Raw genomic sequence first — 24,845 nt, forward strand, 5'->3', positions numbered from 1 at the left:
GCCCCGACCCGATGAACTCCGTCCTGGGCAAGGTCAGACCCATTCTGGAGGCGTTCACCGCCGAGGACAGCGCCCTCTCGCTCGCCGAACTGGTGCGCCGCACGGGCGTGGCCAAGGCCACCGTGCACCGGCTCGCCCAGGAGCTGGTGGTGTGGGGGCTGCTGGAGCGGACGGGCTGCGACTACCGGCTCGGGCTGCGCCTGTTCGAGATAGGCCAGCGGGTGCACCGGCAGCGCATCCTGCGCGAGGTGGCCCAGCCGTATATGGAGGACCTCCTGCTGGCCACCCAGGAGACCATCCACTTCGCCATCCACGACAGCCTCGACGTGGTGTACCTGGAGAAGATCTTCCCGCACCGCGGTCTGAACGAGGAGTCCCGGGTGGCGGGCCGGCTGCCGCTGTACTGCACGGCCACCGGCAAGGCGATCCTGGCCTACTCTCCCGGCTCGCTCTTCGCCGAGGTGGTCAGGAGCGGGCTGAAGCCGTTCACCCGGCACACGGTCACCTCACCGGGGCGGCTGCGCGCCCAGCTGGAGCGCATCCGGGCGGAGGGCATCGCGACCGAGGCCGAGGAGGTCCGCCTCGGCTACACGAGCATGGCCGTACCGGTCTTCGGCAGCCAGTCCACGCTCGTCGGCGCGCTGTCCATCACCGCGCCCACCTACCGCATGGACCCCTCCGGGCACGCCACGGCGCTGCGCACCGCCGCCCTGGGAATCAGCCGGTCGCTGCGGTGAGCCGGCACAACCCGACCGCGGTACTGGACGAGGTGCTCTGCCGCGCCCGGAAGCTGATCGGGGAGTGGGAGAGCGAGGACTGCGGCGTGCTCGGCGTGAAGGACTTCTGCCGGTACGCCGCCGCACTCAACGACACGGACTACATCCGCCGGGCCCGTGCCCAGGAGGCGGCCGGGGAACCGGTCGCCGCCCCCGCCCTGTTCCTCGCCGGAACGCTGAGCTGGGAGGACGGCCCGGCCGAGGGCGAACTGCGCCCGGACGGGCTCGCACTGCGTGAATCGCCCTGCACACAGGGCCTGCCGGTACGCCAGGTGCACGGCGGCGAGTCGGTCCGGCTGGGCCGCCCCCCGGTCGCGGGCGCCCGCGTCACCGCCTCCCGCGCGGTCACCTCGGCCGATCACCGGCGCGGCCAGTCGGGCGAGTTCGTGCTGCTCGGGGTCACCACCCGCTTCACCGCGGAGGACGGAGAGGAACTGATGGCCGTGGACGAGACGATCGTCGTCCTGGACGGCGGGGGCGCCGCATGACGTCGGCTGCCGCCGAAGGGCAGGTCTGCCCACCGCGCGTGTACTCCCACAGCAGGGTGCAGCTGTTCCGGTTCAGCGCCGTGTCGTGGAACTCCCACCGCATCCACTACGACGCCGAGTTCGCCGCCTCGGAGGGCTTCTCGGACGTCGTCGTGCAGTCCACGCTGCACGGCGAGACGCTCAGCAGGTACGCGCTTCAGTGGGCCGGACCCGGAGCCCGCCTGGAGTCGGTGAGCTGGCGCAACCGGGCGACCGCCGTGGCCGGGGAGAAGCTCACCTGGACCGCGACGGTACGCACGACCGAGCCCTGCGACGCGGGAGTGCGGGTGACGCTCGACGTCTCGGTCCTCAAGGACGACGGCGCTCCCTGCGTCACAGGGCAGGTCGGACTCACGCAGCCCTGACTCACTTCGCGTGCTGCTCGTACCAGCCCTTCAGCAGCGACGTCCCCAGGTCCGGCGACTGCTTGATCAGTTTCTGGTCGAGGAGGAAGTCGACGATCTTCTTCGACTCGCCGACATCCGTGTCGTTGATGCCGCGGGCGGCGAAGGTGATCTCCGGCAGCACCTTCGCCGTCTCCGCCGCGGGGAGTTTCACCTGCTGGTTCGAGGCCTTCGCCGCGGCGGCGGGGTCGTCGGTGACGAGCTTGTCCGCGGCGGCCACCACCTTGAAGACCTTGCCGGCGACCTCCTCGTTGTCCTTGAGCCACTTCTGGTCGGTGAGCAGCCACTGCAGGTACTTCACCCCGAAGTCGCCGATGCGTCCGGCGACATGACCGCCCTCCGCGTCGCCCTTCGCCGCCCACGGCTCGAAGAGGATGTACGCGTCGATCGAGCCCCGCTGCAGCATGCCGGGGATCTCCGGCGGTGAACTCTGCGGGATCTTCACCGACTTCGGATCGATGCCGTTGTGGCGCAGATACTGGTGCGTCGCGTACAGCCCGAGCCCGCCGATCGACGCCATGGTCTTGATCTGCTTCGGGGAGTCGATGCCGTCGCGCAGGACGACCTTGAGGTAGCGATCGGAGGACTGGAAGACGCCCAGCGACCGCAGATCGGGGTTGGACGCCATCAGTGGCAGGGCGGTGGAGTCGGCGTTGGCCGAGATCTGCGCGGTGCCGGCGGACACGGCCTCGGCCGCGGCGGGACCGCCTTCGGTCTTCACGAGCTCGACGTTGACGCCCGCCTTCTCGAACATGCCTCGTTCCATGGCCAGGTAGAACGGCGCGTACGAGGCGTCGACGCCGAGGGCGACCCGTACCGTCGGCTTCCCTGCCGACGACACCCCCGCCGAGTCCGTCGAACCGGCCGTGCAGGCCGTGGTGAGGACCAGTGCCGCGCAGGCGGCGGTCATGGTGCTGAGCCTGATACCGAGCCGTGGTTCTCTGTCCCTACGCATGTGGGTCCTCCGCTGGCGGGAAATCGTCGGACGCCGACCATCCCAGCGCTTCCCGGGTCCGCATAAGCAAGGCGTCCTGCTCACCGGAACGGACTCGTTGGGTGGGATCGCGGCCGTCCATACGCTCCCAGGCCATGAGCGTTCTATCCGACGTGCCGGTGAGCACGGACTTCTCGCGCCGGATCGAGACCGACGTCCTGATCATCGGCGCCGGGCCCGCGGGCCTCTACGGCACCTACTACGCGGGCTTCCGCGGGCTGCGGGTCGCGGTCATGGACGTCCTGCCCCAGTGCGGCGGCCAGATCAGCGCCATGTACCCGGAGAAGCCCCTCTTCGACATCGCGGGGTTCCCGTCGGTGCGCGGCCGCGACCTGGTGGACAACCTGGTCGCCCAGGCCGAGCCGTACGGGCCCGTCTACCTGCTCGGCCACCGGGCGGTCGAGCTCTCTCACGACGCGGACGGACGCCCCGTCGTACGCAGCGACCAGGGCACCACGGTCCACGCCGGTGCCGTCGTGATCACCGGGGGAGTGGGCACGTTCACCCCGCGTCCCCTTCCGGCCGGCGACACCTTCCTCGGCCGTGGCCAGGTCTACTTCGTACCCAGCCCGGCCGACCACGCCGACCGGGACGTGGTGGTCGTCGGCGGCGGCGACAGCGCCTTCGACTGGGCGGCGACGCTCGCCCCGATCGCCCGGTCCGTCACACTCGTCCACCGCACCAGCCGGTTCCGGGCCCATGCCGCGACCGTGGAGAAGGTCCGCGCGCTCGGCATCGAGATCATCGTGGACTCCGAGGTGAGCGCGCTGCACGGCTCAGCGCACCTGGAGCAGGCGGAGATCCGGCACCGCGTCGACAGGACCACCCGGCTCCTCCCGGCGCAGACCGTCGTCGCCGCCCTGGGCTTCACCGCTGATCTGGGCCCACTCCAGAACTGGGGCCTGTCCCTCCAGGCCCGGCGCATCGCCGTGGACACCCGGATGGCCACCAACGTCCCCCGTGTGTTCGCCGCGGGCGACATCACCGACTACCCGGGCAAGGTGCGCCTCATCGCCGTCGGCTTCGGCGAGGTCGCCACCGCCGTGAACAACGCCGCCACCGTCATCGACCCCGAGGCCCCGCTGTTCCCGGGGCACTCGACCGAGAAGGAGAACTGAGATGGCGTACGTCATCGGGTCGGCCTGTGTCGACATCATGGACCGGTCCTGCGTCGAGGAATGCCCTGTCGACTGCATCTACGAAGGTGCCCGCAAGCTCTACATCAACCCGACGGAGTGCATCGACTGCGGTGCCTGCGAGGTCGCCTGCCCCGAGCAGGCGATCACCGTCGACCGGCGCGCCGAACCCGAACACCGGGAGGACAACCGGCAGTTCTTCGACGTGGTGCTGCCGGGCCGGACGGAACCGCTGGGAGCGCCGGGCGGCGCGAGCGGGGTGGGTGCCGTCGACGCCGAGTCACCCCTGATCGCGCGGGTGGGCTCATGACCGCCCCCGAGGTGCTCAAGGTCGCCGACACCCTGGTCGAAGCGTGTCGCACGGGTACGGCCTGCCCGCCCGTACGCGCGCTGCTGCCCGAGGGTGACATCGACGCCGCGTACGCGGTGCAGCGGGTGAACGTCGAGCGTGACGTGGCCGCCGGGCGTCGGATCGTCGGCCGGAAGATCGGCCTGACGTCGCCCGCCGTGCAGGCCCAACTCGGCGTGAACCAGCCCGACTTCGGGGCTCTCTTCGCCGACATGGCGGTCCCGGAGGGCGGTGAGGTGGCGGCCGGGCGGCTGCTTCAGCCCAAGGTGGAGGCGGAGGTCGCCCTGGTCCTGGGCGCGGATCTGCCGCACTCCGGGTGCACGGTGGCCGATGTGCTGCGCGCCACCGACTTCGCACTGCCCGCGCTGGAGATCGTGGACAGCCGGATCGCGGAGTGGGACATCACCATCGTCGACACGGTCGCCGACAACGCCTCCAGCGGCCTCTTCGTGCTCGGCGGCACCCCCGTACCGCTGACGGGCCTGGATCTGCGCGGCGTACGGATGACGATGACCCGCGGCGGCGAGCTGGTCTCCGAGGGCACCGGTGCCGACTGCCTGGGCGGTCCGCTGAACGCGGCGGTGTGGTTGGCCTCGACGCTGGCCGGGACGGGGGATCCGTTGCGGGCCGGGGATGTGGTGCTGACGGGGGCGCTGGGCCCGATGGCGGTCGCGGTGCCGGGCGACCGGTTCGAGGCGTGTATCAGTCAACTGGGCCGGGTGGCGGTCGAGTTCGCGATGGAGGGAGAGCGGCCGTGAGTATCCGTACCAAGGTGGCCGTCATCGGCTCGGGCAACATCGGCACCGACCTCATGATCAAGGTGCTGCGGCTGTCGGAGAGCCTGGAGATGGCGGCGATGGCCGGCATCGATCCGGACTCCGACGGTCTCGCCCGCGCCCGCCGGCTGAAGTTGGCCACCACGCATCAGGGCATCGACGGACTGGCCGCACTGGACGAGTTCGCGGATGTACGGATCGTCTTCGACGCCACGTCGGCGGGTGCCCATCGCCGTCATGACGAGGTGCTGCGCGGTCTCGGGCGCACAGTGGTCGACCTGACCCCGGCCGCCATCGGCCCGTACGTGGTGCCGCCGGTCAACGCGGACGCGCACCTGGACGCCGGAAACGTCAACATGGTCACCTGCGGCGGGCAGGCCACCATTCCCATCGTGGCTGCCGTCTCGGCCGTGACACCGGTCCACTACGGGGAGATCGTCGCGTCCATCGCCTCCCGCTCGGCGGGCCCCGGTACCCGGGCGAACATCGACGAGTTCACGGAGACCACCGCCTCCGCCATCGAGCACGTGGGGGGCGCGGCCCGGGGCAAGGCGATCATCGTCCTCAACCCCGCGGAACCGCCGCTGATCATGCGGGACACGGTGCACTGCCTCGTCTCCGACTGTGACGAGCAGGCCGTCACCGCGTCCGTCGAGGCGATGGTCGGACGGGTCCAGGCGTACGTACCCGGCTACCGGCTGAAGCAGAGGGTCCAGTTCGACAAGGTCGCCGCCGACGACCCGCTGCGCATGCTCGTGCCCGCCGACCCCGCTCCCGTGAAGGTCTCCGTGTTCCTGGAGGTGGAGGGCGCCGCCCACTACCTCCCGGCCTACGCCGGCAACCTCGACATCATGACCTCGGCCGCGCTGCGCACCGCGGAACGCCTGGCCGCACACCGGACGGAGGCGGCCAAGTGACCACCTTGTACGTGCAGGACGTGACCCTCCGCGACGGCATGCACGCCATCCGGCACCGTTACACCGTCGAGCAGGCCCGTACCATCGCCGCCGCCCTCGACGCGGCCGGAGTGGCCGCCATCGAGATCGCGCACGGCGACGGACTGTCCGGCTCCAGCGTCACCTACGGCGTCGGCGCCCACACCGACTGGGAGTGGATCGAGGTCGTCACCGACGCCGTCCGGCAGGCGATCCCGACCACCCTGCTGCTGCCCGGCATCGGCACCGTGGGCGACCTGAAGCGGGCGCACTCCCTGGGCATCCGCTCGGTGCGCATCGCCACCCACTGCACCGAGGCCGACATCTCCGCCCAGCACATCCACGCGGCCCGTGAGTTGGGCATGGACGTCGCCGGGTTCCTGATGATGTCCCACATGGCGGGGCCCGCCGAACTGGCCCGCCAGGCGGGGCTCATGGAGTCCTACGGCGCACACTGCGTGTACGTCACCGACTCCGGCGGCCGGCTCACCATGGACGGCGTCCGCGACCGCTTCCGCGCCTATCGCGACGTGCTCGACCCGGCAACGGAGTTGGGCATCCACGCCCACCACAACCTCGCACTGGGGGTGGCCAACACGGTCATCGCCGTCGAAAACGGCTGCACCCGCGTCGACGCCTCCCTGGCCGGACAGGGCGCCGGGGCCGGCAACTGCCCCCTGGAGGCGTTCATCGCCGTCGCCGACCTCATGGGCTGGCAGCACGGCTGCGATCTGTTCCCGCTCATGGACGCCGCGGACGACCTCGTACGACCCCTCCAGGACCGCCCCGTCCGCGTCGACCGCGAAACCCTCAGCCTGGGCTACGCCGGTGTGTACTCCAGCTTCCTGCGCCACGCCGAGACCGCCGCCGCCCGCTACGGCCTGGACACCCGCGCGATCCTCGTCGAGGTCGGACGCCGCGGCATGGTCGGCGGCCAGGAAGACATGATCACCGACATCGCCCTCGACCTGGCGGCGGCGGGGGAGCGGGCAGCGAAGGCAGGTCACCGATGACGTACACCCTGCACAAGGGCTATGTCCCCAGCCCCTTCGGGCAGTTGCACTATGCCGAATGCGGCATGGGCGAGCCCGTACTGATGCTCCACCAGACCCCGCGCTCGTGGACCGAATACCTTGACGTACTGCCCCTGGTCGGCGCCGAGCACCGGGCGATCGCCATGGACACCTTGGGCTTCGGCGCCTCCGCGAAACCTGACGGGCCGCACTCGGTCGAGCGGTATGCGGACGCCGCCGACGCGCTGATCGAGGCACTGGGGCTGGACCGCTTCCATCTCGTCGGGCACCACACGGGCGGGGTGATCGCAGTCGAACTCGCCGCCCGCCACCAGGACCGGGTCGCCGGCCTCCTGCTGTCCGCCACGCCCTTCATCGACGACGAGAAGCGGCGTACGGCGGCCACGCGCAAGCAGGTCGACCAGGTCGACCCGAAGCCCGACGGCTCGCACCTGCAGGAGCTGTGGAACCGGCGCCGCGGCTTCTACCAGGCAGGGGAGGAGGCCGCGCTCAACCGGTTCATGGTCGACGCGCTGACCGTCCTCGACCGGGTGGAGGACGGCCATGAGGCGGTGCGGCGCTATGTGATGGACGAACGTCTGCCTCACATCACGGCCCGGACCCTCGCGGTCTGCGCCCCTGGTGACCACTACTCCCTGCCCTCCCTGGAGAAGTTCGCCGCCGCCCTCGGCTGCGAGACCCGCGTCCTGTCCGGCGGCCATGTCCCGGCCCTGGAGCAACTGCCGGAGGAATTCTCGAAGGTCGTCCTGGAGTGGGTGGCGGCGGCGTAATACGGGCGGAATGCTAGGCAGGGGCCTTCGTGGCGAGGATGCGGTAGGCGTTGCTGTGGCGTGGCAGCAGTGGGCGGACAGTCAGGTCGAGCAGGAAGCCGGCCGGCAGCGCCGGCAGGGCGAGGAGCAGCGCGGCGGCCCATCGTGCGTGGTCGGTTGTGGTGGGTGGGCGAGGTACCCAGGGGCGGCGTGGGTCCTGGGCGAGGGTGGAAAGAAGCCGTTTGGCGGCCAGTAGAAAGTCCAGTCCAAGGTCGGCTCGTCTGTGCTCGACGGCCAGGATCGAGAGGCCGTTGGCGGCGAGGGCCTGTGTGAGGTTGCCGACGGGGAACATGTGCAGGTGCTGGGGTTGCACCCACTGTGACCAGTACTTGCCGAGGAGGCGGGCCCCGGCGCATTCGGGGTCGGGCACTTCGATGAGGAGGTGTCCCCCGGGAGGCAGGACGTGTGCGGCGGCGCGGATCTCGGCGATCGGGTCGATGGTGTGCTCGAGGTAGTGGTGCATGCTCACCACGTCGTAGCGGTGGGTGAGCGTGTCGGCGAGGTCGGGGAACGAGCCTTGGTGGGCGTCGTCGATCCAGCCACGGCGTTGGGCTTCTCGCACTCCGTCGCCGCGGTCCAGGCCCGCGAAGGTGGTCTGTGGCCAGATCTCCTTGGCGGTGTGGCAGAAATGCCCGTAGCCCGTGCCGACATCCAGCCAGGCGCGGGGCGTGGTGTAGGGCTGGAGCATGCGGGCGCGCCGCTGGTAGAGCTTGCGCATCAAGCTGAAACCGAACTCGACGCTCTTGGCACCGAGCCCGTCGTAGAGGTCCCGGTAGTAGAACTCGAGGCCGGAGGCGTTCAGTCGGGGGTTCTGGAATATGTGTCTGCAGTCACGGCACCGTTCCAGCGTGAACGAACCGGGCTTGGCTTGAATGAAGTCGGGGCTGGTCAGGTGGACTTGAAGGGTCGTTGAGCCGCACCAGGGGCAGTCAGGGCGGCGCGGCTCCAGAAAGCGGGCCGTTCCGTCGGCGAGGTCGGCCTGGTAGCTGGTTCTCAGGGCGGCTCGCGTGCTGGGCGTGGTCGTCACGGCGTCCTCGTCCTTTCCTGGGTCAGCGGACAGCCGGCGCCCAGGGCCTGTGGATGTCGGTGGGGAAGGGGCTCGTGTTCGTTCTTGGTGTTCTATCAGTGGTGCGCGCCGATGTCGGGGCCGAAGTCGGCCAGGCGGTTGGCAGGTTATGGACATCGAGGCCGGCGAAGGCTCACGTGGCGGAGGGCTCTTTGGCCAGCAGTGTCTGGGGGGCGTACCGCAGCACGGTCTCGACCGCCTCGTGGCCCAGACGCCGACGCAACCGCGGCACGAACTCCCTGCCGAGCACGTCCATGCCCGGCCCGCCACCGTAGGCGGTGAGCGAGGACTTGCGTCCGACGTCGGTCCCCAAGCAGATCTGGCCCAGCTTGCCGGCCTCGGCCATGCGCTCGATGAGGTCGAGGAGAGCCGAGTCCGGCCGGTATTTGATCCGCCCGATCGTGTCGTAGACGAGGTACGCGCCCCGGGCGATGAGGTCGAGGTGGAGTTCCGGGTCGGGGTTGCGGTCGGTGTGGGCCAACAGGACCCGTCCGGCCGGGACGCCGTGCTTGTCCAGGACGGCCCGATACAGAACGAGCCGCGCCCCTCCGAGCGGTCCGAGCACACCGCGCAACAGCAGTGGTGGCGCACGGCCGTCATCTACGAGGTGTACGTCCGCAGCTTCCTCGACAGCACCGGGGACGGCATCGGCGACCTGGCCGGTGTCCGTGCGGGCCTGCCGTACCTCAAGCGACTCGGCGTCGACGGCATCTGGCTCAACCCGTTCTACCCCTCGCCGCAGTACGACCACGGCTACGACGTCGCCGACTACTGCGACGTGGACCCGGTCTACGGAGACCTGGCGGAGTTCGGACACCTGGTGGACGACGCGCACCGCCTGGGGTTCAAGGTGCTCATCGACATCGTCCCCAACCACTGTTCCAGCAAGCACCCTTGGTTCCTCCAGGCCCTGGCCGAAGGCCCGGACGGCCCGGCCAGATCCCGCTTCCACTTCGCCGAGGGCCGCGGCACGGCCGGCGAACTGCCGCCCAACAACTGGCACTCCATGTTCGGCGGACCTGCCTGGACCCGGGTCACCGAGCCCGACGGGACACCGGGCCAGTGGTACCTGCACCTGTTCGGGCCGGAGCAGCCCGATCTGAACTGGCGCAACACCGAAGTCGGCGGCTACTTCGAGCAGGTGCTGCGGTTCTGGCTGGACCGTGGTGTCGACGGGTTCCGTATCGACGTGGCCACCGGCCTCTTCAAGCATCCCGAACTGCCGGACTCCCCGGACCCGGCGGCCGACGCGCGGGCCCGCGACACGGTCAATCCCCTGGCGTGGAACCAGCCCGAGACGCACGGTGTCTGGCGCACCTGGCGCGCCATCTGCGAGGAGTACACCGCACGCGACGGCACCGACCGGCTGCTCGTCGGAGAGGTGTCCGTACGCACCCCGGCCGAGCAGGCCGCCTATGTCCGCCCGGACGAACTCCACCAGGCGTTCTTCTTCCACATGTTGACGGCCCCGTGGGACGCCGCCACCTTCCGCCGGGTCATCCAGGACGCCCTGCGGGGCATCGCCGACACCGGCTCGACCATCACCTGGGTGCTCAACAACCACGACCAGATCCGCACCGTCACCCGCTACGCGGCCGCGGCCCGTGCTCGCGCCGCCGCGCTGCTGATGCTCTCGCTGCCCGGCGCGGCCTACGTCTACCAGGGCGAGGAGCTCGGCCTGCCGGAGGTCGTCGACCTGCCGGACGAGGTGCTCACCGACCCGATCTTCTTCCGCAGCGGCAGCCGTGTGGGAATCCGCGACGGTTGCCGCGTACCCCTGCCGTGGTCGGGGCACTTGTCCCCGTTCGGTTTCACCTCGGGCGAAGGCGTCGCCCAGCCATGGCTGCCCCAGCCCGCCTGGTTCGCCGAGCACACCACCGAACGGCTCATGGCCGACCCCGGTTCCTTCTGGCACCTCTACCACGACGCGCTTCGGCTGCGTGCGAGCCTGCCGTCGCTCGGCAACGGGACGCTGCGCTGGCTGGAGTCTCCGCCGCAGGTCCTGGCCTTCGTACGCGGTGACGGGCTGGTGTGCGCCGTCAACTTCGGCGACGTCCCTTGTCCCGCCCCGGCCCCCGGCGCGCCGCTGCTCGCGAGCGGTCCCTGCCCGCCCGGGACACTCCCCGGCTCCACCGCCGCCTGGTGGGCGGCCGACGGCCTCACGGGCTGAATCCGCCGTCCCTCGCCACATGTCCCTTCCGCCTTTCCGCGTTTTCACAAAGGAGTGACCCGATGAATGGCAGAGCGGCAGCACTGACGGCCGTGGCCGTCCTGATGATGGGGGCCGCCGCGTGCGGCTCCTCGGACAACGACGCCGCCGGCACCCCGGCGACCACCGGTGCCGAAGAGGCCTCCACGCTGAAGCTGCCCCAACTCGACGGGCAGGAGCTGCAGGTGGCCGGCGTCTGGACGGGCGCCGAGCAGAAGAACTTCCTCAAGGTACTGGCCCGGTTCGACGAGCTGACAGGAGCGAAGACCACCTTCGTGCCCACCGGTGACAACGTGTCGACCTTCGTCGGCAGCAAGATCCAGGGCGGCTCTCCGCCGGACGTGGCTCTGCTGCCACAGCCCGGCGTGCTCCAGCAGTTCGCCAAAACTGGCTGGCTCAAGCCGCTCCAGCCTGACGTGACCAAGGAGTTGGACCAGAACTACAGCCAGGCCTGGCGCGACCTGGGCACGTACCAGGACAAGCAGTACGGCGTGTTCTTCAAGGTCACCAACAAGTCCCTGTTCTGGTACAACACCGCGGTCTGGGAACAGGCCGGACTGACCGACACCCCCACCACCTGGGAGCAGTTGCTCAAGGACGCTCAGACGCTCTCCGACTCGGGCACTCCTCCGTTCTCCATAGGCGGCGCCGACGGCTGGCTCGTCACCGACTGGTTCGAGAACATCTACCTCAGCCAGGCAGGCCCGGCCATGTACGACAAGTTGACGAAGCATCAGATCAAGTGGACCGACCCCTCGGTGACCAAGGCGCTGACCACGCTGGGCCAGATCTTCGGCAGGCCCGATCTGATGGCCGGAGGCACGCGGGGCACGCTGCAGACCGACTTCCCCACCTCGGTCGGCCAGGTCTTCGCCAAGCCGCCCAAGGCCGCGCTGGTCTACGAGGGCGAGTTCATCGCGACCAACATCACCCAGGAGACCACGGCCAAGGTCGGCACCGACGCCAAGGTCTTCCCGTTCCCTGCCGTGGAGGGCGGTAAGGCACCGGTGCTGAGCAGCGGCGATGTCGCGGTCGCCCTCAAGGACGGCGAAGGCGCACGGGCGCTGATGCGCTTCCTCGCGTCCCCGGAGGCAGGAGCGATCGCTGTTCAGCAGGGCGGTTTCCTGTCACCGAACAAGGCAGTCGGCTTCTCCGACTACCGCGACGACACCGTACGGAACATCGCGAAGAACCTGATCAAGGCCGGGGACGACATCCGGTTCGACATGTCCGATCAGGCACCGGCCGCCTTCGGCGGAACGAAGGGGCAAGGAGAGTGGAAGGACCTACAGGACTTCCTCGCCAAGCCTTCCGACGTCGCGGGCGCGCAGAAGCAGCTCGAAGCGGACGCCGCGAAGGCGTTCGCCAAGGCGGGCTGAGGCAGTCGCCATGTCACAGACCCTTTCTCCGCCGTCCCCCGCCGCCCCCGCGGCGGCGGGGGCACCCGCCCGCCGCGCCAGGACACCCCTGGGCCGTAAGTGGATCGCCGCGTTCTTCCTGCTGCCCGCGCTGATCCTGCTCGGTGCGCTCGTGGTGTATCCGATCGTGTGGTCGGTGATACGCAGCCTCTTCGGCCCCGACGGCTTCACCGACTTCGTCGGGCTGTCCAACTACACCGGCATCTTCACCGACCACCAGACCCTCGTCGCCATCAAGAACAACGCGATCTGGGTCGTGGTCGCACCCGTCGCGGCCACCGGACTCGGCCTGATCTTCGCCGTGCTCACCGAGCGGATCCGCTGGGGCACCGCGTTCAAACTGGTCGTCTTCATGCCGATGGCCATCTCCATGCTGGCCGCCGGCATCATCTTCCGGCTCGTCTACGACCAGGACCCGGGCAAGGGCGTGGCCAACGCGGTGGCGACCGGTGTCCACGACACCTTCTTCAAGGCATCGGCGTACCCCGGGGCCCATCCGAGAGTGGCAGGCCCCGGCAGCACCCTGACAGGCCCGGTCGGCGGCCCCTACACCGGCAAACCCGTCAGCCCCGGTGACGGTCCGGCCGCGCTGGCTCTGGTCGGAGTGCAGCCCAATACCCTGACCGGCGCTGCGCAGGCCGCCGCACCGGGTTCGTGCCCCTCGGGCGCCTTGTGCGGCACGGTCTGGCTGGACTTCCAGCCGGGCGGCGGCACCCCCGGGAAGATCGACCGGGGAGAGAAGGCGCTGGCCGGCGTTCGGGTCGAGGCTGTGCGCGACGGGCGAGCCGTCGCCACGGCAACCGCGTCCAAGGACGGCACATTCGCTCTGCCCGCCGACCGTATCGGCACCTCGCCGCTTCAACTCCGCCTGCCCGCGACGAACTTCACCGCCCAGTACGCGGGCGTCAACTGGCTCGGTCCGACCCTCGTCACGTGGTCGATCATCGGCGCCTACGTGTGGATGTGGACCGGCTTCGCCATGGTGCTGATCGCTGCCGGACTGGCCGGGATCCCCCGGGAACTGCTGGAGGCCGCACGCGTCGACGGCGCGAGGGAGTGGCAGGTCTTCCGCCGCATCACGGTGCCGCTCCTGGCGCCGGTGCTGGGAGTCGTACTGGTCACGCTGGTGATCAACGTGCTGAAGATCTTCGACCTGGTGTACGTCATCGCACCCGGTGCCAGCCAGCAGGACGCCAACGTGCTTGCCCTGCAGCTCTACCTGTCCTCCTTCGGCGGCGGCAATGACCAGGGCACCGGCAGCGCGCTCGCCGTACTCCTGCTCGCCCTGGTCGCGCCGGTCATGTTCCTCAACATCAAGCGGTTCCGAAAGGAGAAGTCACGGTGACAACCCTTCAGACCGCCCGGGCCGCGAAGACCACCCGGACTACCCGGGCCGCCTCCGGCCGCACGGGACCGGGCACTGCCGCCCGTGCGGCACGTCGGCTCGCCGGCGGATCCACACGGCTCGTTCTGCTGGCTGTCGCCCTGTTCTGGCTGCTGCCCACGGTCGGTCTGCTGCTGTCCTCGCTGCGCGGGCCGCTGGACATCCAGGCGTCCGGCTGGTGGACGGTCCTCACCAAGCCCGCGCAGCTGACCCCGCACAACTACACCAACCTGCTGGACAACTCGGCGATCACGGATTCGTTCCTGAACAGTCTGCTGATCACCGTCCCTGCCACGCTGCTGGTCGTGGTCGTCGGCTCACTCGCCGGATATGTCTTCGCGTGGGTCGAATTTCCGGGCCGGGACTGGGTTTTCCTGCTGATCGTCGGCCTGCTCGTGGTCCCTCTCCAGGTCGCGCTGGTGCCCATCACCAGTCTGTTCGGGAAGCTCGGGATCTTCGGCAGCATCGTCAGCGTCGTCCTCTTCCACGTCGCTTTCGGTCTGCCGTTCGCGATCTTCCTGCTACGGAACTTCTTCGCGGCCATCCCACGCGAACTGCTGGAGGCCGCCCGCCTCGACGGGGCGGGCGAGGTGTGGCTCTTCCTCCGAGTGGTGGTTCCGCTGGGAGGGCCCGCGATAGCTTCGCTCGGCATCTTCCAGTTCCTGTGGGTCTGGAACGACATGCTCGTCGCGCTCATCTTCGCCGACCCCGGCTCGGCCCCACTCACCGTGGCCCTGCAACAGCAGACCCGCCAGTTCGGCACCAACATCGACGTGCTGTCCTCCGGCGCCTTCCTCTCCATGATCATCCCGCTGGTGGTCTTCTTCGCCTTCCAGCGGCAGTTCGTCAACGGCGTCATGGCGGGAGCACTGAAGTAACCGAGTGCGATCCAGATCTCGGGAGGCGCCATACGTTCGCCCACGTGTGGCACACGAACTCCTTTACCCGGTACCGGCAGATTCTTCGGCTGCTGGTGGTACTGGCCCCCCAGTGCTACGGCGAGGTGGGCAGGTGCGGGGAGCGGAGCACGAGCAGGGTGATCTCGCTGGGGGCGAATACGCGGAACGGCGGGCCCCAGAAGCCGGTGCCGCGGCTGGTGTAGAGGAGGGTGCGGGCGCCGTGGTGGCTGAGGCCGGCGAGGGCGGGCTGGTCGATGCGGACCAGGTGGTGGAAGGGCCATATCTGGCCGCCGTGGGTGTGGCCGGAGAGTTGGAGGTCGACGCCGCCGGCTGCCGCCCGGTCGACGAACTTGGGCTGGTGTGCCAGGAGCAGGACGGGTAGGTCGGGGTCGGCTCCGTTCAAGGCTCCGGCGAGGTGGGCGCCGTGGCCTGCCAGGCCGGAGGACTCGGCGGTGACGTCATCCACGCCGGCGACCACGAGGGTGTCGCCTCCGCGTTCGAGCAGCAGATGGCGGTTGCGCAGCGGCTCCCAGCCCAGTTCGTCCATCAGGTCGACCCAGCCCTGGGCCTCGCTGTAGTACTCGTGGTTGCCGGTGACGTAGACCCGGGCCCGGGTGGCCCGCACGGTAGCGAGCGGGGCGGCCTGGGCGCGGCGGCGTTCGGCCGTGCCGTCCGCGATGTCGCCGGTGTGGCAGACCAGGTCGGCTTCCAGCGTGTTCACCGTCTCGCACACCCGCGCCGACCAGCGAGCGCGATCGAGTGGGCCGTAGTGGGTGTCGGTGATGAGGACGACGCGGGTGCCGTCCAACCCGGCACCCAGCCGTGGGAGTTGTACGTCGAGGCGGCGCACGCGCGGCACGCGGCGGGCCTCGGCGTACCCCCAGGCGAGCAGTACGGCGGAGATGCCGAGGACGGCCCACGTGACGATTCGGGCCCGGTCCTGACTCTCGCCGACGCCGGCCACGGTCAGGGCGAGCCACAAGGGGACGCCGAGCAGAATGGACCAGGTGAACAGAACCCAGCTGGTGCCCAGCAGGGTGTCACCGACGATCGCCGCCCGGTCCTGCTGGCGCCGGCCATGGCCGCGCCCCATCGCGAGCGGCATACCAAGGAGGCCGAGGGCGAACAGGGCGGTACCGACCAGCGTGACGGGCAGCGGCCAGTGCTGGCCGGCGTGCAGGAGCACCCAGCAGGGCACGGCCCACAGCAGGACGGGGGCGATCAGGGGGATGTAGCGCATCAGGCGGCGCAGTCGGCTCCGCCGCGGAGCTTGCGCTTCGCTGTCGGCGGGTCGGGTGTCGCTGGTGTCGGTCACGCTGCCCCTCTCTGACCAGGCTGCCCTCTCGCGCACTGTATCCGGTCGTCCTCGGGCCGGCCGGACGGGCGTTCATGGGTGCGGCCCCGTGGGGCGAGCTGACCGGCGCCGAGCGTGAGCGATCCGACCACCGAATCGGTGCACTTCCGCGGTAAGGGCAGTAGGGACCGGCGAGGCGCTTTCGGGCCGAGTACGGCGCGGGCGGTCCGCGCTTGAGGCGGCAGGGCCCGCTATCCCCGGGTGAGTTCGAGCACGGTTGCCATGTCGCTGAAGGGGAGCAGTTTGTCGCCGATGATCTGATGGGGCTCGCTGCCCTTGCCGGCGATCAGGACGATGTCGTCCGGGCCCGCGGCGGAGAGAGCGAAGGCGACGGCCTGACGGCGGTCGGTGAACCGTTCGAACGGTGTGCCGGTCGCCGCGATGCCGGGGGCGATCTGGTCCAGGATGGCCTGGGGGTCTTCGCCTCGGGGGTTGTCCGAGGTGAGGACGCACAGATCGGAGTGGGTTCCGGCGATCCTGCCCATGTCCGTCCGCTTGGTGGTGTCCCGGTCCCCGCCGCAGCCGAAGACGGTGATGACCTGGCCGCGTGCGAAGTCGCGGATGGTGGTGAGGACCTTGTCCAGGGAGTCCGGTGAGTGCGCGTAGTCCACGATCACCGACGTGCCGCGCGGCGTCTGGAAGCGCTCGAACCGACCCGGGATCACGGGCATCCGGTCGAGGGCGGCGACCAGCCTGCCCAGATCGTGGCCCAGAAGGTGGCAGGCCGCCACGGTGGCCAGCGCGTTGGCCACCGAGAAGCGGCCCGGGACGGGGATCGCCGCCGGATACTTGCGGCCGTCGTGGTGCAGGATGAAACGCGTGCCGAAAGCGTCCACGGAGAGGTCGGTGGCCCGGTAGTCCGCCTCGGCGTCCAAGGCGTACGTGGTCACCGCGCCCGGCATCATCGCCTGGATCCCGGCGCCCACCGGGTCGTCGGCGTTGACCACAGCGTGCCTGCACAAGCCCTGGAACAGACGCAGCTTGGCGTCCCGGTAGTTCGCCATCGTTCCGTGATCGTCCAGGTGATCCTGCGTCAGGTTGGTGAACACGCCGACGTCGATGAATGTACGGTCCACCCGGTGTGTCAGCAGCGCCATGGACGTGGCTTCCAGTACCGCGCTGCCGACTCCGCGGTCGCGCATGCACCCCAGCAGGTACTGCAGGTCCGGCGACTCCGGCGTGGTCAGTACCGACCTCGGCATCGGGATCAGCTCGTCGCCGATCCGGCTGCCGGCGGTCCCGATGACCCCCACCTTCGCGCCCTCGGAGATCCGCAGGACGGACTCGACCATGTACGAGACCGACGTCTTGCCGTTGGTACCGGTGATCGCCACCATGTCCATCTGCCGCCCCGGCTCACCGAAATAGCGGGAGGCGACGACCGCGGCCGCTGTCCGGGTGTCCGGCACCCGTACGACGCACACCTCCGGTGCCGACTCCCACACCGACGCCTCCGGTGCCGGCGTCGCGGCGTCGACGAGTACCGCCGCCGCGCCGCATGCGAGGGCAGGTGCCACCGAGTCGGGGCCGCCTGCACGGTGGCCGGGCACGGCGATGAACAGCGAACCCGGCGTCACCCGGTCGGCGTCGAAGGTGGTTCCCGCGGTGATCGCCGTCCTTGCCGGGTCACCCTGCAGAACGTGGTGCTCCTGCCCGGCCAGCAACTCGCTCAGCTTCACAGTGATCCCTTCGAAGTGGCTCGGGCCGTCGTGCGGCCGTCGCCAGGCGGCAGCCCCGGCGGTGCGCCGGAAGCTGCGGTGGTGCCGTTGAGCGGGTGCGCAGGTGTCGCGGACGCGTCCGGTCAGAACCGGATCCGGCGGCTCAGGCCGGCAGCAGCAGTCCTGCCGTGTTGCCTGCGGTGTGTTTGCGAGGAAAGCGAGCCGAGCGAGGCCAGGGCCTGGCCCCGGTGAGGGCGCGGAGAATCGCTAGCCGTGGCCGTGCAGCGCGATGCGGCCGCTGTCGGGCGCCTCATTGTCAGCTGCGGTCGCCGGGCCTGCGGCAGCCGATCCCATGGCAGCCGGGCACAGCCGACAGGCAGCCCGCTGCAGGCTGTCCCTCACGGCACGTGTGCGACTCATGTGCCGAGTGTACGTCCGCCCGAGCGGCCCGAAGGCCACGCTCGGCGCGCCACCGAGCGCGCACGAGGCGGGTACCTCCTCGTCCGGCGCCCTCGGTGGCCCCGGCAGCGGTGCAGCGGGCGGCACGGAGGGGTGATCGAGGGCATTCCGTTCATGGCGGTGGGCGTCGTCAGCACGACGCCCACCGCTCGGTACTCGGACTCAGCTGCACTTACGTCCGGTGTTGATGCACTGGACCGCCTTGTTCATCAGCTTCGCGTCGAAGACGTTGATGAAGTCACCGTGGTCGGTGACCGGCTTGTGCTGCTGTTCGGGGAAGCTGTCCAGCGAGAAGAACGGACGGGTCTTGCCGTTGTCCCTGACGCTGGGCGCGTCCACGTCGTACACCAGACGCTGCACCAACTGGGGAATGGCCTTGAAGCCGGTCGGGCAGTTGCCGGCTGCGTCAGCGAAGGCCACGTGCGTACGGTGGTTGGCGCTGTCGATGTTCCTGCCGTCCCAGCAGCTCTGGAACTTGAAGGTGCGCACCACGTCGCTGCCTGACGGGCAGAGGGGGTACTTGTCCTTCAACTGCACCTTGTTCTCGAAGCCGGTGCAGCTCCATGAGGCGTTGGCGTTGGCCGTGCCGTTGACGAACGCCTTGGCGTCACCGGTGATGATGCGCAGGAACTGGGGCATCGCCACCACCTTGCCGCGAGGGCTGCCCACGAAGTTCAAGGTGGCCTTCTTGGCCGTCAGAATCCGGCCCGTGTTGCCCTCGGCGCCGCCGCCCTGCTTGTCGGCGTCGAACTCCTTGGTGCCGTCCTGCAGGCGGAGCACCGGCCAGTAGTAGGACGACTTGTCGCCCTTGTTCTGGCAGCTGGTCCCGGCCTTGGCGAAGTCCTGGTCGCTCGAGAAGGCGTCGTTGTCCTGGTTGCCGATGTAATCGTGCACGTGGTGTGCGCCGTTGGTGACACCGGGCGCGACGATGACGTTGTCGCTGTTGTACAGCTTGTTGGCGTTCACCCCGCACTTGCTGACGAAGACACCCTTTGAGGCCCTCGCCGACTTGGCCGGCGTGCGCACATTGGGCTTCACCTTGGTGATGTCCACGAAGTCGGCGGCGACGGGTCCGTTGCCGGTCCCGCCGGCGTTGGTGTTGTTGCCGCCTTGACCGGCGGTGGGCTGACCGGTGGGCTCGCTGCCGGTGGCGCGCAGCGTGCAGGCCGCCAAGGCGTCGAGGCCCTGCGGCTTGGCGGCCACCCGGCCGATGGCGATGGCGATCCGGTCGATCGTCGCCTTCCGCTTGTCCTTCAGCGGACCCACGATCGCGTTCTGGGCGAAGTTGGGGTCCTGCTGAATCGCCTTCTGGGAGGTGGAAAGGCGCTGGTATGCCTCGGATATCTGCTTGTCGAGGAGTGCCAGTTCCTTGTCGACCTGGGCCTTCGCCTTGGCGGGCACTGATGTCAACTGCTGGCCGACGTCGGGGCAGTCAATGGTGGAGGTGCCGGCCGCGAGCGCCTGGTTCTGGGTGGAGCCCTTCGACGCGCTGGTTTCGTCGGCCGAGGCGTAGAGGTTGACCGCCACTAGCCCACCGGCCCCTATGGCCAGTGCGGCCGCCGCGCCTACCGCCCGGCGGGCAGTCTTCGATCTTCTTCGCGTGTTGCGTCTCATCAGGCCTCTCAAGGACATCTCCGGAGCCGGCAGGACTTCCGGCATGGGGGAAGCGCATCCTCAGATACGAATGTGCGGCCCGAATACTCAGCGGATTCTCAGGTTCGTAGGTTCCTCCATCCGTAAACAGTGCATGAGGGCCCAATCCGGGCCGGGGCAGCTTTCAGTAATGGTTGTCACGGGCAACAGGTCACCCAGGACGGTTACGGTGAGTTCGACGCGCGGGCGGCGGCGCGGGGGCTGTTCGTCGACTGACTGGGTCGGGCCGCCTCATCCGCAACAGCAGCACCGGCCCGCCGGGGTCATCGCCCCACGGTCGAGCCGGTGCTGCTCACGATCCGTTCGTTCAGCGGGTGACCAGCAGCCCCCGGCCGCGCAGCACCCGCCGCTCCACTGGGCTGAAGATCAGCAGGTCGATGGCGATGCCGACGAGCAGGATCAGGAAGATGGCCAGGAACACCTGCGACATGCTGGAGTTGTTCCGCCCGTTTTCCAGCAACTGGCCGAGCCCGACGCCCAGATCGGGCGAGGAGGCGATGATCTCGGCAGCCATCAGCGACCGCCAGGAGAACGCCCAACCCTGCTTCAGGCCGGCCAGGTAGCCGGGTAGCGCACCCGGCATCACGATGTGCCAGGCCCCGCGCAGTCCGGTCGCGCCCAGTGTCCGCCCGGCACGCAGGAACAGCGGGGGGATCTGGTCGATGCCCGCGACGAGGCCGTTGGCGATGGACGGGACCGCGCCGAGCAGGATCACGGCGTACATCATCGAGTTGTTGAGGCCCAGCCAGAGCACGGCGGGTGGCACCCAGGCCACGGACGGCAGTGACTGCAGACCGGACAGGATGGGGCCGATGGCCGCCCGGACGAACTTCACCCGGGCGACCAGCAGGCCTAGCGGCGTGCCGATGGCGAGTGCCATCAGGAAGCCGAGCAGGCCGCGCGAGACGCTGGTCCAGATGTAGTCGAGCAGTGTGCCCTGCCGCCAGGCGTCGGTAACCTCGTCCCACACCGCGGACGGCGAGGGCAACTTGTAGGCGGCGACGACCTCCGCCCACACCAGCAGCTGCCAGACCACCAGCACCAGTGCGACGGCCGTGATGGGCGGCAGCACCTTGCGTATCAGTGTCTCGCGCAGCGATGTACGGCCGGCCTGGACCGAGTCCAGCGCGTCGAGCCCTGCCTCCAATCCCGCCAGGTCCGATGAGTCCTGGGGCTCCCCGGCTGCCGGGGAGCCGTCCTTGTTGATGTCGACGCCGGGGTCAGTGCTGGCCATGACGGCGGATCTCCCTACGCAGTTCGTCGGTGATCTCGACGGACAGCTCGGCGACCGCGCTGTCCTCGATACGGCGCGGCTGCGGAATGCCGACGGTCCACTCCCGGGCGATCCGTCCCGGCCGCGAGGACAGGAGCACCACCCGCTGCGCCAGCTTCACCGCCTCCCGCACGTTGTGTGTCACGAACAGCACCGACAAGCCCGTCTCGCCCCAGATACGGGTCAGTTCGTCGTGCAGTACGTCACGGGTGATCGCGTCCAGCGCTGCGAACGGCTCGTCCATCAGCAGCAGCCGGCTGTCCTGGGCCAGCGCACGGGCCAGTGCGACGCGCTGCCGCATACCGCCCGACAGCTCGTGCACCCGCTTGCCGTAGGACCCCTGCAGCCGTACCAGTTCCAGCAGCCGTTCCGCCTCCTGACGGCGCTCCGGCTTGGCGACGCCGCGCAGCTTCAGCGCCAGCTCGATGTTCTTGCCCGCGGTCAACCACGGGAACAGCGCGTGTTCCTGGAACATCAGGGCGGGCCGGCCGTCCGTGTCGATCGAGCCGGCGGACGGCAGGTCCAGTCCCGCGACCAGGTTGAGCAGTGTGGACTTGCCGCAGCCGGAGGCTCCCAGGAGGGTGACGAACTCGCCGGGCGCCACATCGAGCGTGATGTCGTCCAGCACGAGCTGCTGTCCGCCGGGCGTGCCCGGCGCGGGGAAGGACTTCGAGACATGCTCCATGCGGGCGGCGTGCGTTGCCGCCGTGGCGTCTTCGGCAGCCTTGACGATCGTGGTGGCCATGGTCCTCGCCTCCTGGGAACTCATCGGATCCGGTGGGTCGTTACTCGGCGCCGAGACCGGCGTCGGCGACCTCGTCCTTGCCCTCGGCCTTGAGGACCTTGTTCAGCGGTGCGAGGTCGTAGATGCCCTTCAGGTCGGGCTCCTCCAGCAGACCGGCCTTGACGGCGTGTTCCGCCTGGGCGTCGAGGGTGGAGGCCAGCGGGTCGTCGAGGAAGGTGATGGACTCCCAGGCAGGGTCGATGACTTCGGCGGGCAACGCCTTGCCCGACAACTTCTCCAGCGCCGTGTTGGCGGACGCCTTGGCCTTCTCCGGGTTGGCGTTGATCCACTCGTTGGTCTTCACGGAGCCGCGCAGCACGGCTTCGACGATGTCCGGATGCTCCTTGAGGAAGTCCTGCCGCACGATGATGTTCGTGATCACGAACTTCTTGTCCGGCCACAGATCGGACTCGTCGAGCAGCACCTCGGCGCCCTCGGAGACCAGCTTGGACGCGGTCGGCTCCGGCACCCAGGCGCCGTCGATGGAGCCGGACTTGTAGGCGTCCGGGGTGATCTTGTTGTCCGTACGGATCACGGAGACATCGCCCTTGCCGCTTTCCGCGTCGACCTTCCAGCCCTTCTCCGCGATCCAGTTGAGGAACGCCACGTCCTGCGTGTTGCCGAGCTGCGGCGTGGCGATCTTCTTGCCCTTGAGGTCGTCCAGGGACTTGATCTTGTCCGGGTTGACGACGAGCTTCACGCCGCCGGAGGCGGAACCGCTGATGATGCGCAGGTTCTTGCCGTTCGACTTGGCGTAGCCGTTGATGGAGGGGGAGGGGCCGATCCAGCCGATGTCGATGGATTTGGCGTTCAGTGCCTCGATCTCGGAAGGTCCGGCGTTGAAGGTCGACGGCTTGATCTTGGTGCCGCCGAGCTCCTTCTGGAGCAGGCCCTCCTGGACGCCCACCAGAGCGGTGGCGTGCGTGAGGTTGGGGAAGTAGCCGATCTTCACTTCGTCGGCGGACAGCTTCTTGGCGTCCGCCGCGACCTCGGTCTGCTTGTCGTCATCAGTGGACTCGGAACCGTAGCCGCATGCGGTCAGCAGCAGGGGGAGCGCCGCGATGACGGCGAACGTGCGCAGGATGGTGTGCGGTCTTGCGGCAGACACGGAGGTGTCCTCTCAGGGAATGGGTTGATCAGGGAGATGCGGAAGGCGCGAGGCGTAGGGCCCATGGCTCGGCGACGCTCGCCGCCCGCTGACGGGGAGGCGTGGGTGGCGGCGCGGCCCACAGGATGTCCTGCGGACGGTCTCAGACGGGCCGACAGATGGCGCTGGATGTGCGCCCGAGGTCGATGTGGCGACGCGAGGTCAGGAGGGGGAGCGGCCGGACTGCACGGTTGAGCGTTCTCATGGCCACCCCGCACATTCCTAGTTTTCCCATCAGGTTGATAGGGATCGTGGCAGAAGGCGGCGCCCGCCCCAAGGGGGTGTTCATATGATGGACGCGGCCGTCTCGATTATTGGAATGCCTGTGCGGATGCCCAGCGTGTCAGGGGTTTACCCAGGCTCCCGGAGCGTCCGTCAACGCGGATACGGGGGCGGGCAGTTGGGCCGATGCGACGTCGGCGAGCGACACGCCATCGAGGATCTCGCGCACGTTGGACCGCAGCGCGATCCACAGGGGGAGCAGTGACTGGGCGGGGCCGGTGTAGGACAGGTCCGGCGGGCGGACCCCGCGTACCGAGACCAGTGGTCCGTCCACGACGCGGATGACGTCGGCGATGCTGATGGACTCCGCGGGCCTGGCCAGCCGGTAGCCGCCGTTGCCGCCGCGCTGGCTGAGCACGAGACCGCCCCGGCGCATGTCGTTCAGGATGCTTTCGAGGAACTTGTGCGGGATGTCCTGGGCGTCGGCGATGGCCTCGGCCTTCAGCGGCCCGTCATCCCGTGACGCGGCGAGCTGCAGCGCGGCACGTACCGCGTAATCCGCCCTGGCTGAGATCCGCATGCGCACAGTATCCCTCAAGGCTTCGGCCGGCCTTCGCTTCGAGCAGGCCGCCGGGCAGGAGCAGGTGCCCCTGCCCGGCAGCCGAGGGACTCAGGCCGCGGCGGGGGTGTAATGGGAGGCGTCGTCACCCTCGATGACATGGCTGAGGGTGCCGTCGACGCCGACGGGGACGTCGCCCGCGACAGTCGCCCGGTGCAGCAGGCGCGGCAGGTCGCCGTAGTCGTCCGGGGCGTAGTGCTGGGTGATGCGGTTGTCGAACAGGACCAGGTCGCCCGGCGTCCAGGCCACCCGCACGATGTTCTCCGGGCGGGTGACGTACGACTGGAAGATGCGCAGCAGGTCCCGGGACTCGGAAGGGCCGAGGCCGACGATGCTCTGGGCGAAGCCGCCGATGAACAGCCCCCGTTCCCCGGTCTCGGGATGGACGCGGACCACCGGGTGGGCGGTGCGGTACCTCCGGGAGACGAACCGCTTGCGGTACTCGGCCGCCTTGTCGCTCTTCGGGGCGGCGTAGTCGTAGTCGTTGGTGTGCACCGCCCACAGCTTGTCCGCCAGCTCCCGCAGCGGCTCGGGCAGATCCCGGTACGCGGCGGCCGAGTTGGCGATGAGCGTGTTGCCGCCGTAGGGCGGGACCACGATGCCGCGCAGCGTGGACGCCTTCGGGGGCGTACGGACGAAGGTGACATCGGTGTGCCACTGGTTGGCGCGGATCCCCTCGTCGCCGTCGACCGGCAGGATGTTCGGCTGCCCGTCGACGGAGGGGACCGTCGGATGCGCGGTGGTCAGCTCACCGAAGAGGGAGGCGAAGCGGAGCTGGCCCGCGTCGTCGAGGTGCTGGTCGCGGAAGACGAGCGCCTTGTGTTCCAGGAGTGCCGAGTTGATCTCGGTGACGACGGCGGGGGTGAGGCCGGTGGAGAGGTCCACGCCGAGGATCTCGGCGCCGATACGGCCGCCGATCCTGCGGATGTCGAAGTCGGTGCTGGTGGTCATGCGCGGGTG

Annotated in this window: 25 protein-coding genes; 13 read left to right on the top strand and 12 right to left on the bottom strand. The window is 69.4% G+C overall.

What is annotated here, in order from left to right; all coding sequences use genetic code 11:
* From ACTWQO_RS00005 to ACTWQO_RS00015, 3 genes are all read left to right on the top strand, one after another.
* The coding region (locus ACTWQO_RS00005) for an IclR family transcriptional regulator (protein WP_443235055.1) at positions 1-737 on the top strand (737 nt) is incomplete at its 5' end.
* A complete protein-coding gene (locus ACTWQO_RS00010) occupies positions 734-1,264 on the top strand; it encodes an FAS1-like dehydratase domain-containing protein (protein ID WP_443235056.1) in 531 nt (176 codons plus the stop codon). The genes ACTWQO_RS00005 and ACTWQO_RS00010, both read left to right, overlap by 4 nt.
* A complete protein-coding gene (locus ACTWQO_RS00015) occupies positions 1,261-1,668 on the top strand; it encodes an acyl dehydratase (protein WP_443235057.1) in 408 nt (135 codons plus the stop codon). The genes ACTWQO_RS00010 and ACTWQO_RS00015 overlap by 4 nt, the downstream gene beginning before the upstream one ends.
* 1 nt (position 1,669) lies before the next feature.
* Here the strand turns inward: ACTWQO_RS00015 and ACTWQO_RS00020 are convergent, their stop codons facing one another.
* Positions 1,670-2,617 carry an ABC transporter substrate-binding protein gene (locus ACTWQO_RS00020; protein WP_443235058.1) on the bottom strand — a complete coding sequence of 316 codons (948 nt, stop codon included), beginning with the start codon at positions 2,615-2,617 and terminating at the stop codon, positions 1,670-1,672.
* A gap of 179 nt (positions 2,618-2,796) precedes the next feature.
* Between ACTWQO_RS00020 and ACTWQO_RS00025 the strand changes: the two genes are divergently transcribed.
* From ACTWQO_RS00025 to ACTWQO_RS00050, 6 genes are read left to right on the top strand one after another with little or no spacing between them, the layout of a single operon-like run.
* A complete protein-coding gene (locus tag ACTWQO_RS00025) occupies positions 2,797-3,819 on the top strand; it encodes an NAD(P)/FAD-dependent oxidoreductase (RefSeq protein ID WP_443235059.1) in 1,023 nt (340 codons plus the stop codon).
* A 1-nt stretch (position 3,820) separates the two neighbouring features.
* The gene (locus ACTWQO_RS00030; RefSeq protein ID WP_443235060.1) at positions 3,821-4,147 is read left to right on the top strand and encodes a 4Fe-4S dicluster domain-containing protein; all 327 of its coding nucleotides are present in this window, start codon (positions 3,821-3,823) and stop codon (positions 4,145-4,147) included.
* Complete coding sequence (gene mhpD / locus ACTWQO_RS00035; protein ID WP_443235061.1) at positions 4,144-4,944, top strand: 2-keto-4-pentenoate hydratase; 801 nt, start codon at positions 4,144-4,146, stop codon at positions 4,942-4,944. Before ACTWQO_RS00030 ends, mhpD begins: the two co-directional genes overlap by 4 nt.
* 2 nt (positions 4,945-4,946) lie before the next feature.
* The gene (locus ACTWQO_RS00040) at positions 4,947-5,879 is read left to right on the top strand and encodes an acetaldehyde dehydrogenase (acetylating) (protein WP_443235411.1); all 933 of its coding nucleotides are present in this window, start codon (positions 4,947-4,949) and stop codon (positions 5,877-5,879) included.
* Positions 5,876-6,910 (top strand): 4-hydroxy-2-oxovalerate aldolase, encoded by a 1,035-nt coding sequence (gene dmpG, locus ACTWQO_RS00045; protein WP_443235062.1) that lies wholly within the window; start codon positions 5,876-5,878, stop codon positions 6,908-6,910. Before ACTWQO_RS00040 ends, dmpG begins: the two co-directional genes overlap by 4 nt.
* Entirely contained in the window at positions 6,907-7,701 is a 795-nt protein-coding gene (locus tag ACTWQO_RS00050; protein WP_443235063.1) for an alpha/beta fold hydrolase, read from the top strand. Before dmpG ends, ACTWQO_RS00050 begins: the two co-directional genes overlap by 4 nt.
* Positions 7,702-7,714: 13 nt before the next feature.
* On the opposite strand, the gene ACTWQO_RS00055 is transcribed toward ACTWQO_RS00050, so the two are convergent.
* Positions 7,715-8,767: a class I SAM-dependent methyltransferase gene (locus tag ACTWQO_RS00055; protein WP_443235064.1), complete on the bottom strand. Its 1,053-nt coding sequence runs from the start codon at positions 8,765-8,767 to the stop codon at positions 7,715-7,717.
* A 172-nt stretch (positions 8,768-8,939) separates the two neighbouring features.
* Entirely contained in the window at positions 8,940-9,287 is a 348-nt protein-coding gene (locus ACTWQO_RS00060; protein WP_443235065.1) for a hypothetical protein, read from the bottom strand.
* 45 nt (positions 9,288-9,332) lie between these two features.
* Between ACTWQO_RS00060 and ACTWQO_RS00065 the strand changes: the two genes are divergently transcribed.
* From ACTWQO_RS00065 to ACTWQO_RS00080, 4 genes are all read left to right on the top strand, one after another.
* Positions 9,333-10,976 (top strand): glycoside hydrolase family 13 protein, encoded by a 1,644-nt coding sequence (locus ACTWQO_RS00065; RefSeq protein ID WP_443235412.1) that lies wholly within the window; start codon positions 9,333-9,335, stop codon positions 10,974-10,976.
* A gap of 62 nt (positions 10,977-11,038) precedes the next feature.
* On the top strand, positions 11,039-12,394 hold the full coding sequence (locus ACTWQO_RS00070) for an ABC transporter substrate-binding protein (protein ID WP_443235066.1): 1,356 nt from the start codon (positions 11,039-11,041) through the stop codon (positions 12,392-12,394).
* A gap of 10 nt (positions 12,395-12,404) precedes the next feature.
* A complete protein-coding gene (locus ACTWQO_RS00075) occupies positions 12,405-13,778 on the top strand; it encodes a carbohydrate ABC transporter permease (protein WP_443235067.1) in 1,374 nt (457 codons plus the stop codon).
* Positions 13,775-14,695: a carbohydrate ABC transporter permease gene (locus ACTWQO_RS00080; RefSeq protein ID WP_443235068.1), complete on the top strand. Its 921-nt coding sequence runs from the start codon at positions 13,775-13,777 to the stop codon at positions 14,693-14,695. Before ACTWQO_RS00075 ends, ACTWQO_RS00080 begins: the two co-directional genes overlap by 4 nt.
* A 115-nt stretch (positions 14,696-14,810) precedes the next feature.
* Here ACTWQO_RS00080 and ACTWQO_RS00085 read toward each other — a convergent pair whose 3' ends face one another.
* From ACTWQO_RS00085 to ACTWQO_RS00125, 9 genes are all read right to left on the bottom strand, one after another.
* Complete coding sequence (locus ACTWQO_RS00085; protein ID WP_443235069.1) at positions 14,811-16,031, bottom strand: metallophosphoesterase; 1,221 nt, start codon at positions 16,029-16,031, stop codon at positions 14,811-14,813.
* Between the two features lie 230 nt (positions 16,032-16,261).
* The gene (locus ACTWQO_RS00090; protein ID WP_443235070.1) at positions 16,262-17,749 is read right to left on the bottom strand and encodes a UDP-N-acetylmuramoyl-L-alanyl-D-glutamate--2,6-diaminopimelate ligase; all 1,488 of its coding nucleotides are present in this window, start codon (positions 17,747-17,749) and stop codon (positions 16,262-16,264) included.
* A gap of 600 nt (positions 17,750-18,349) precedes the next feature.
* The gene (locus ACTWQO_RS00095) at positions 18,350-19,801 is read right to left on the bottom strand and encodes a DUF1996 domain-containing protein (RefSeq protein ID WP_443235071.1); all 1,452 of its coding nucleotides are present in this window, start codon (positions 19,799-19,801) and stop codon (positions 18,350-18,352) included.
* 346 nt (positions 19,802-20,147) lie between these two features.
* Positions 20,148-21,074 carry an ABC transporter permease gene (locus tag ACTWQO_RS00100; RefSeq protein WP_443235072.1) on the bottom strand — a complete coding sequence of 309 codons (927 nt, stop codon included), beginning with the start codon at positions 21,072-21,074 and terminating at the stop codon, positions 20,148-20,150.
* The gene (locus ACTWQO_RS00105; RefSeq protein ID WP_443235073.1) at positions 21,061-21,858 is read right to left on the bottom strand and encodes an ABC transporter ATP-binding protein; all 798 of its coding nucleotides are present in this window, start codon (positions 21,856-21,858) and stop codon (positions 21,061-21,063) included. The genes ACTWQO_RS00100 and ACTWQO_RS00105 overlap by 14 nt, the downstream gene beginning before the upstream one ends.
* 40 nt (positions 21,859-21,898) lie before the next feature.
* Complete coding sequence (locus ACTWQO_RS00110) at positions 21,899-23,005, bottom strand: aliphatic sulfonate ABC transporter substrate-binding protein (RefSeq protein ID WP_443235074.1); 1,107 nt, start codon at positions 23,003-23,005, stop codon at positions 21,899-21,901.
* A 142-nt stretch (positions 23,006-23,147) separates the two neighbouring features.
* A complete protein-coding gene (locus ACTWQO_RS00115) occupies positions 23,148-23,333 on the bottom strand; it encodes a putative leader peptide (protein ID WP_443235075.1) in 186 nt (61 codons plus the stop codon).
* Positions 23,334-23,387: 54 nt separating this feature from the next.
* The gene (locus ACTWQO_RS00120; RefSeq protein WP_443235076.1) at positions 23,388-23,846 is read right to left on the bottom strand and encodes an RrF2 family transcriptional regulator; all 459 of its coding nucleotides are present in this window, start codon (positions 23,844-23,846) and stop codon (positions 23,388-23,390) included.
* A gap of 90 nt (positions 23,847-23,936) precedes the next feature.
* A complete protein-coding gene (locus ACTWQO_RS00125) occupies positions 23,937-24,836 on the bottom strand; it encodes a TauD/TfdA dioxygenase family protein (protein WP_443235077.1) in 900 nt (299 codons plus the stop codon).
* Positions 24,837-24,845: the final 9 nt, after the last annotated feature.

Source organism: Streptomyces sp. 4N124 (genome assembly GCF_052245395.1).
In the GTDB taxonomy this organism is placed as follows: domain Bacteria; phylum Actinomycetota; class Actinomycetes; order Streptomycetales; family Streptomycetaceae; genus Streptomyces.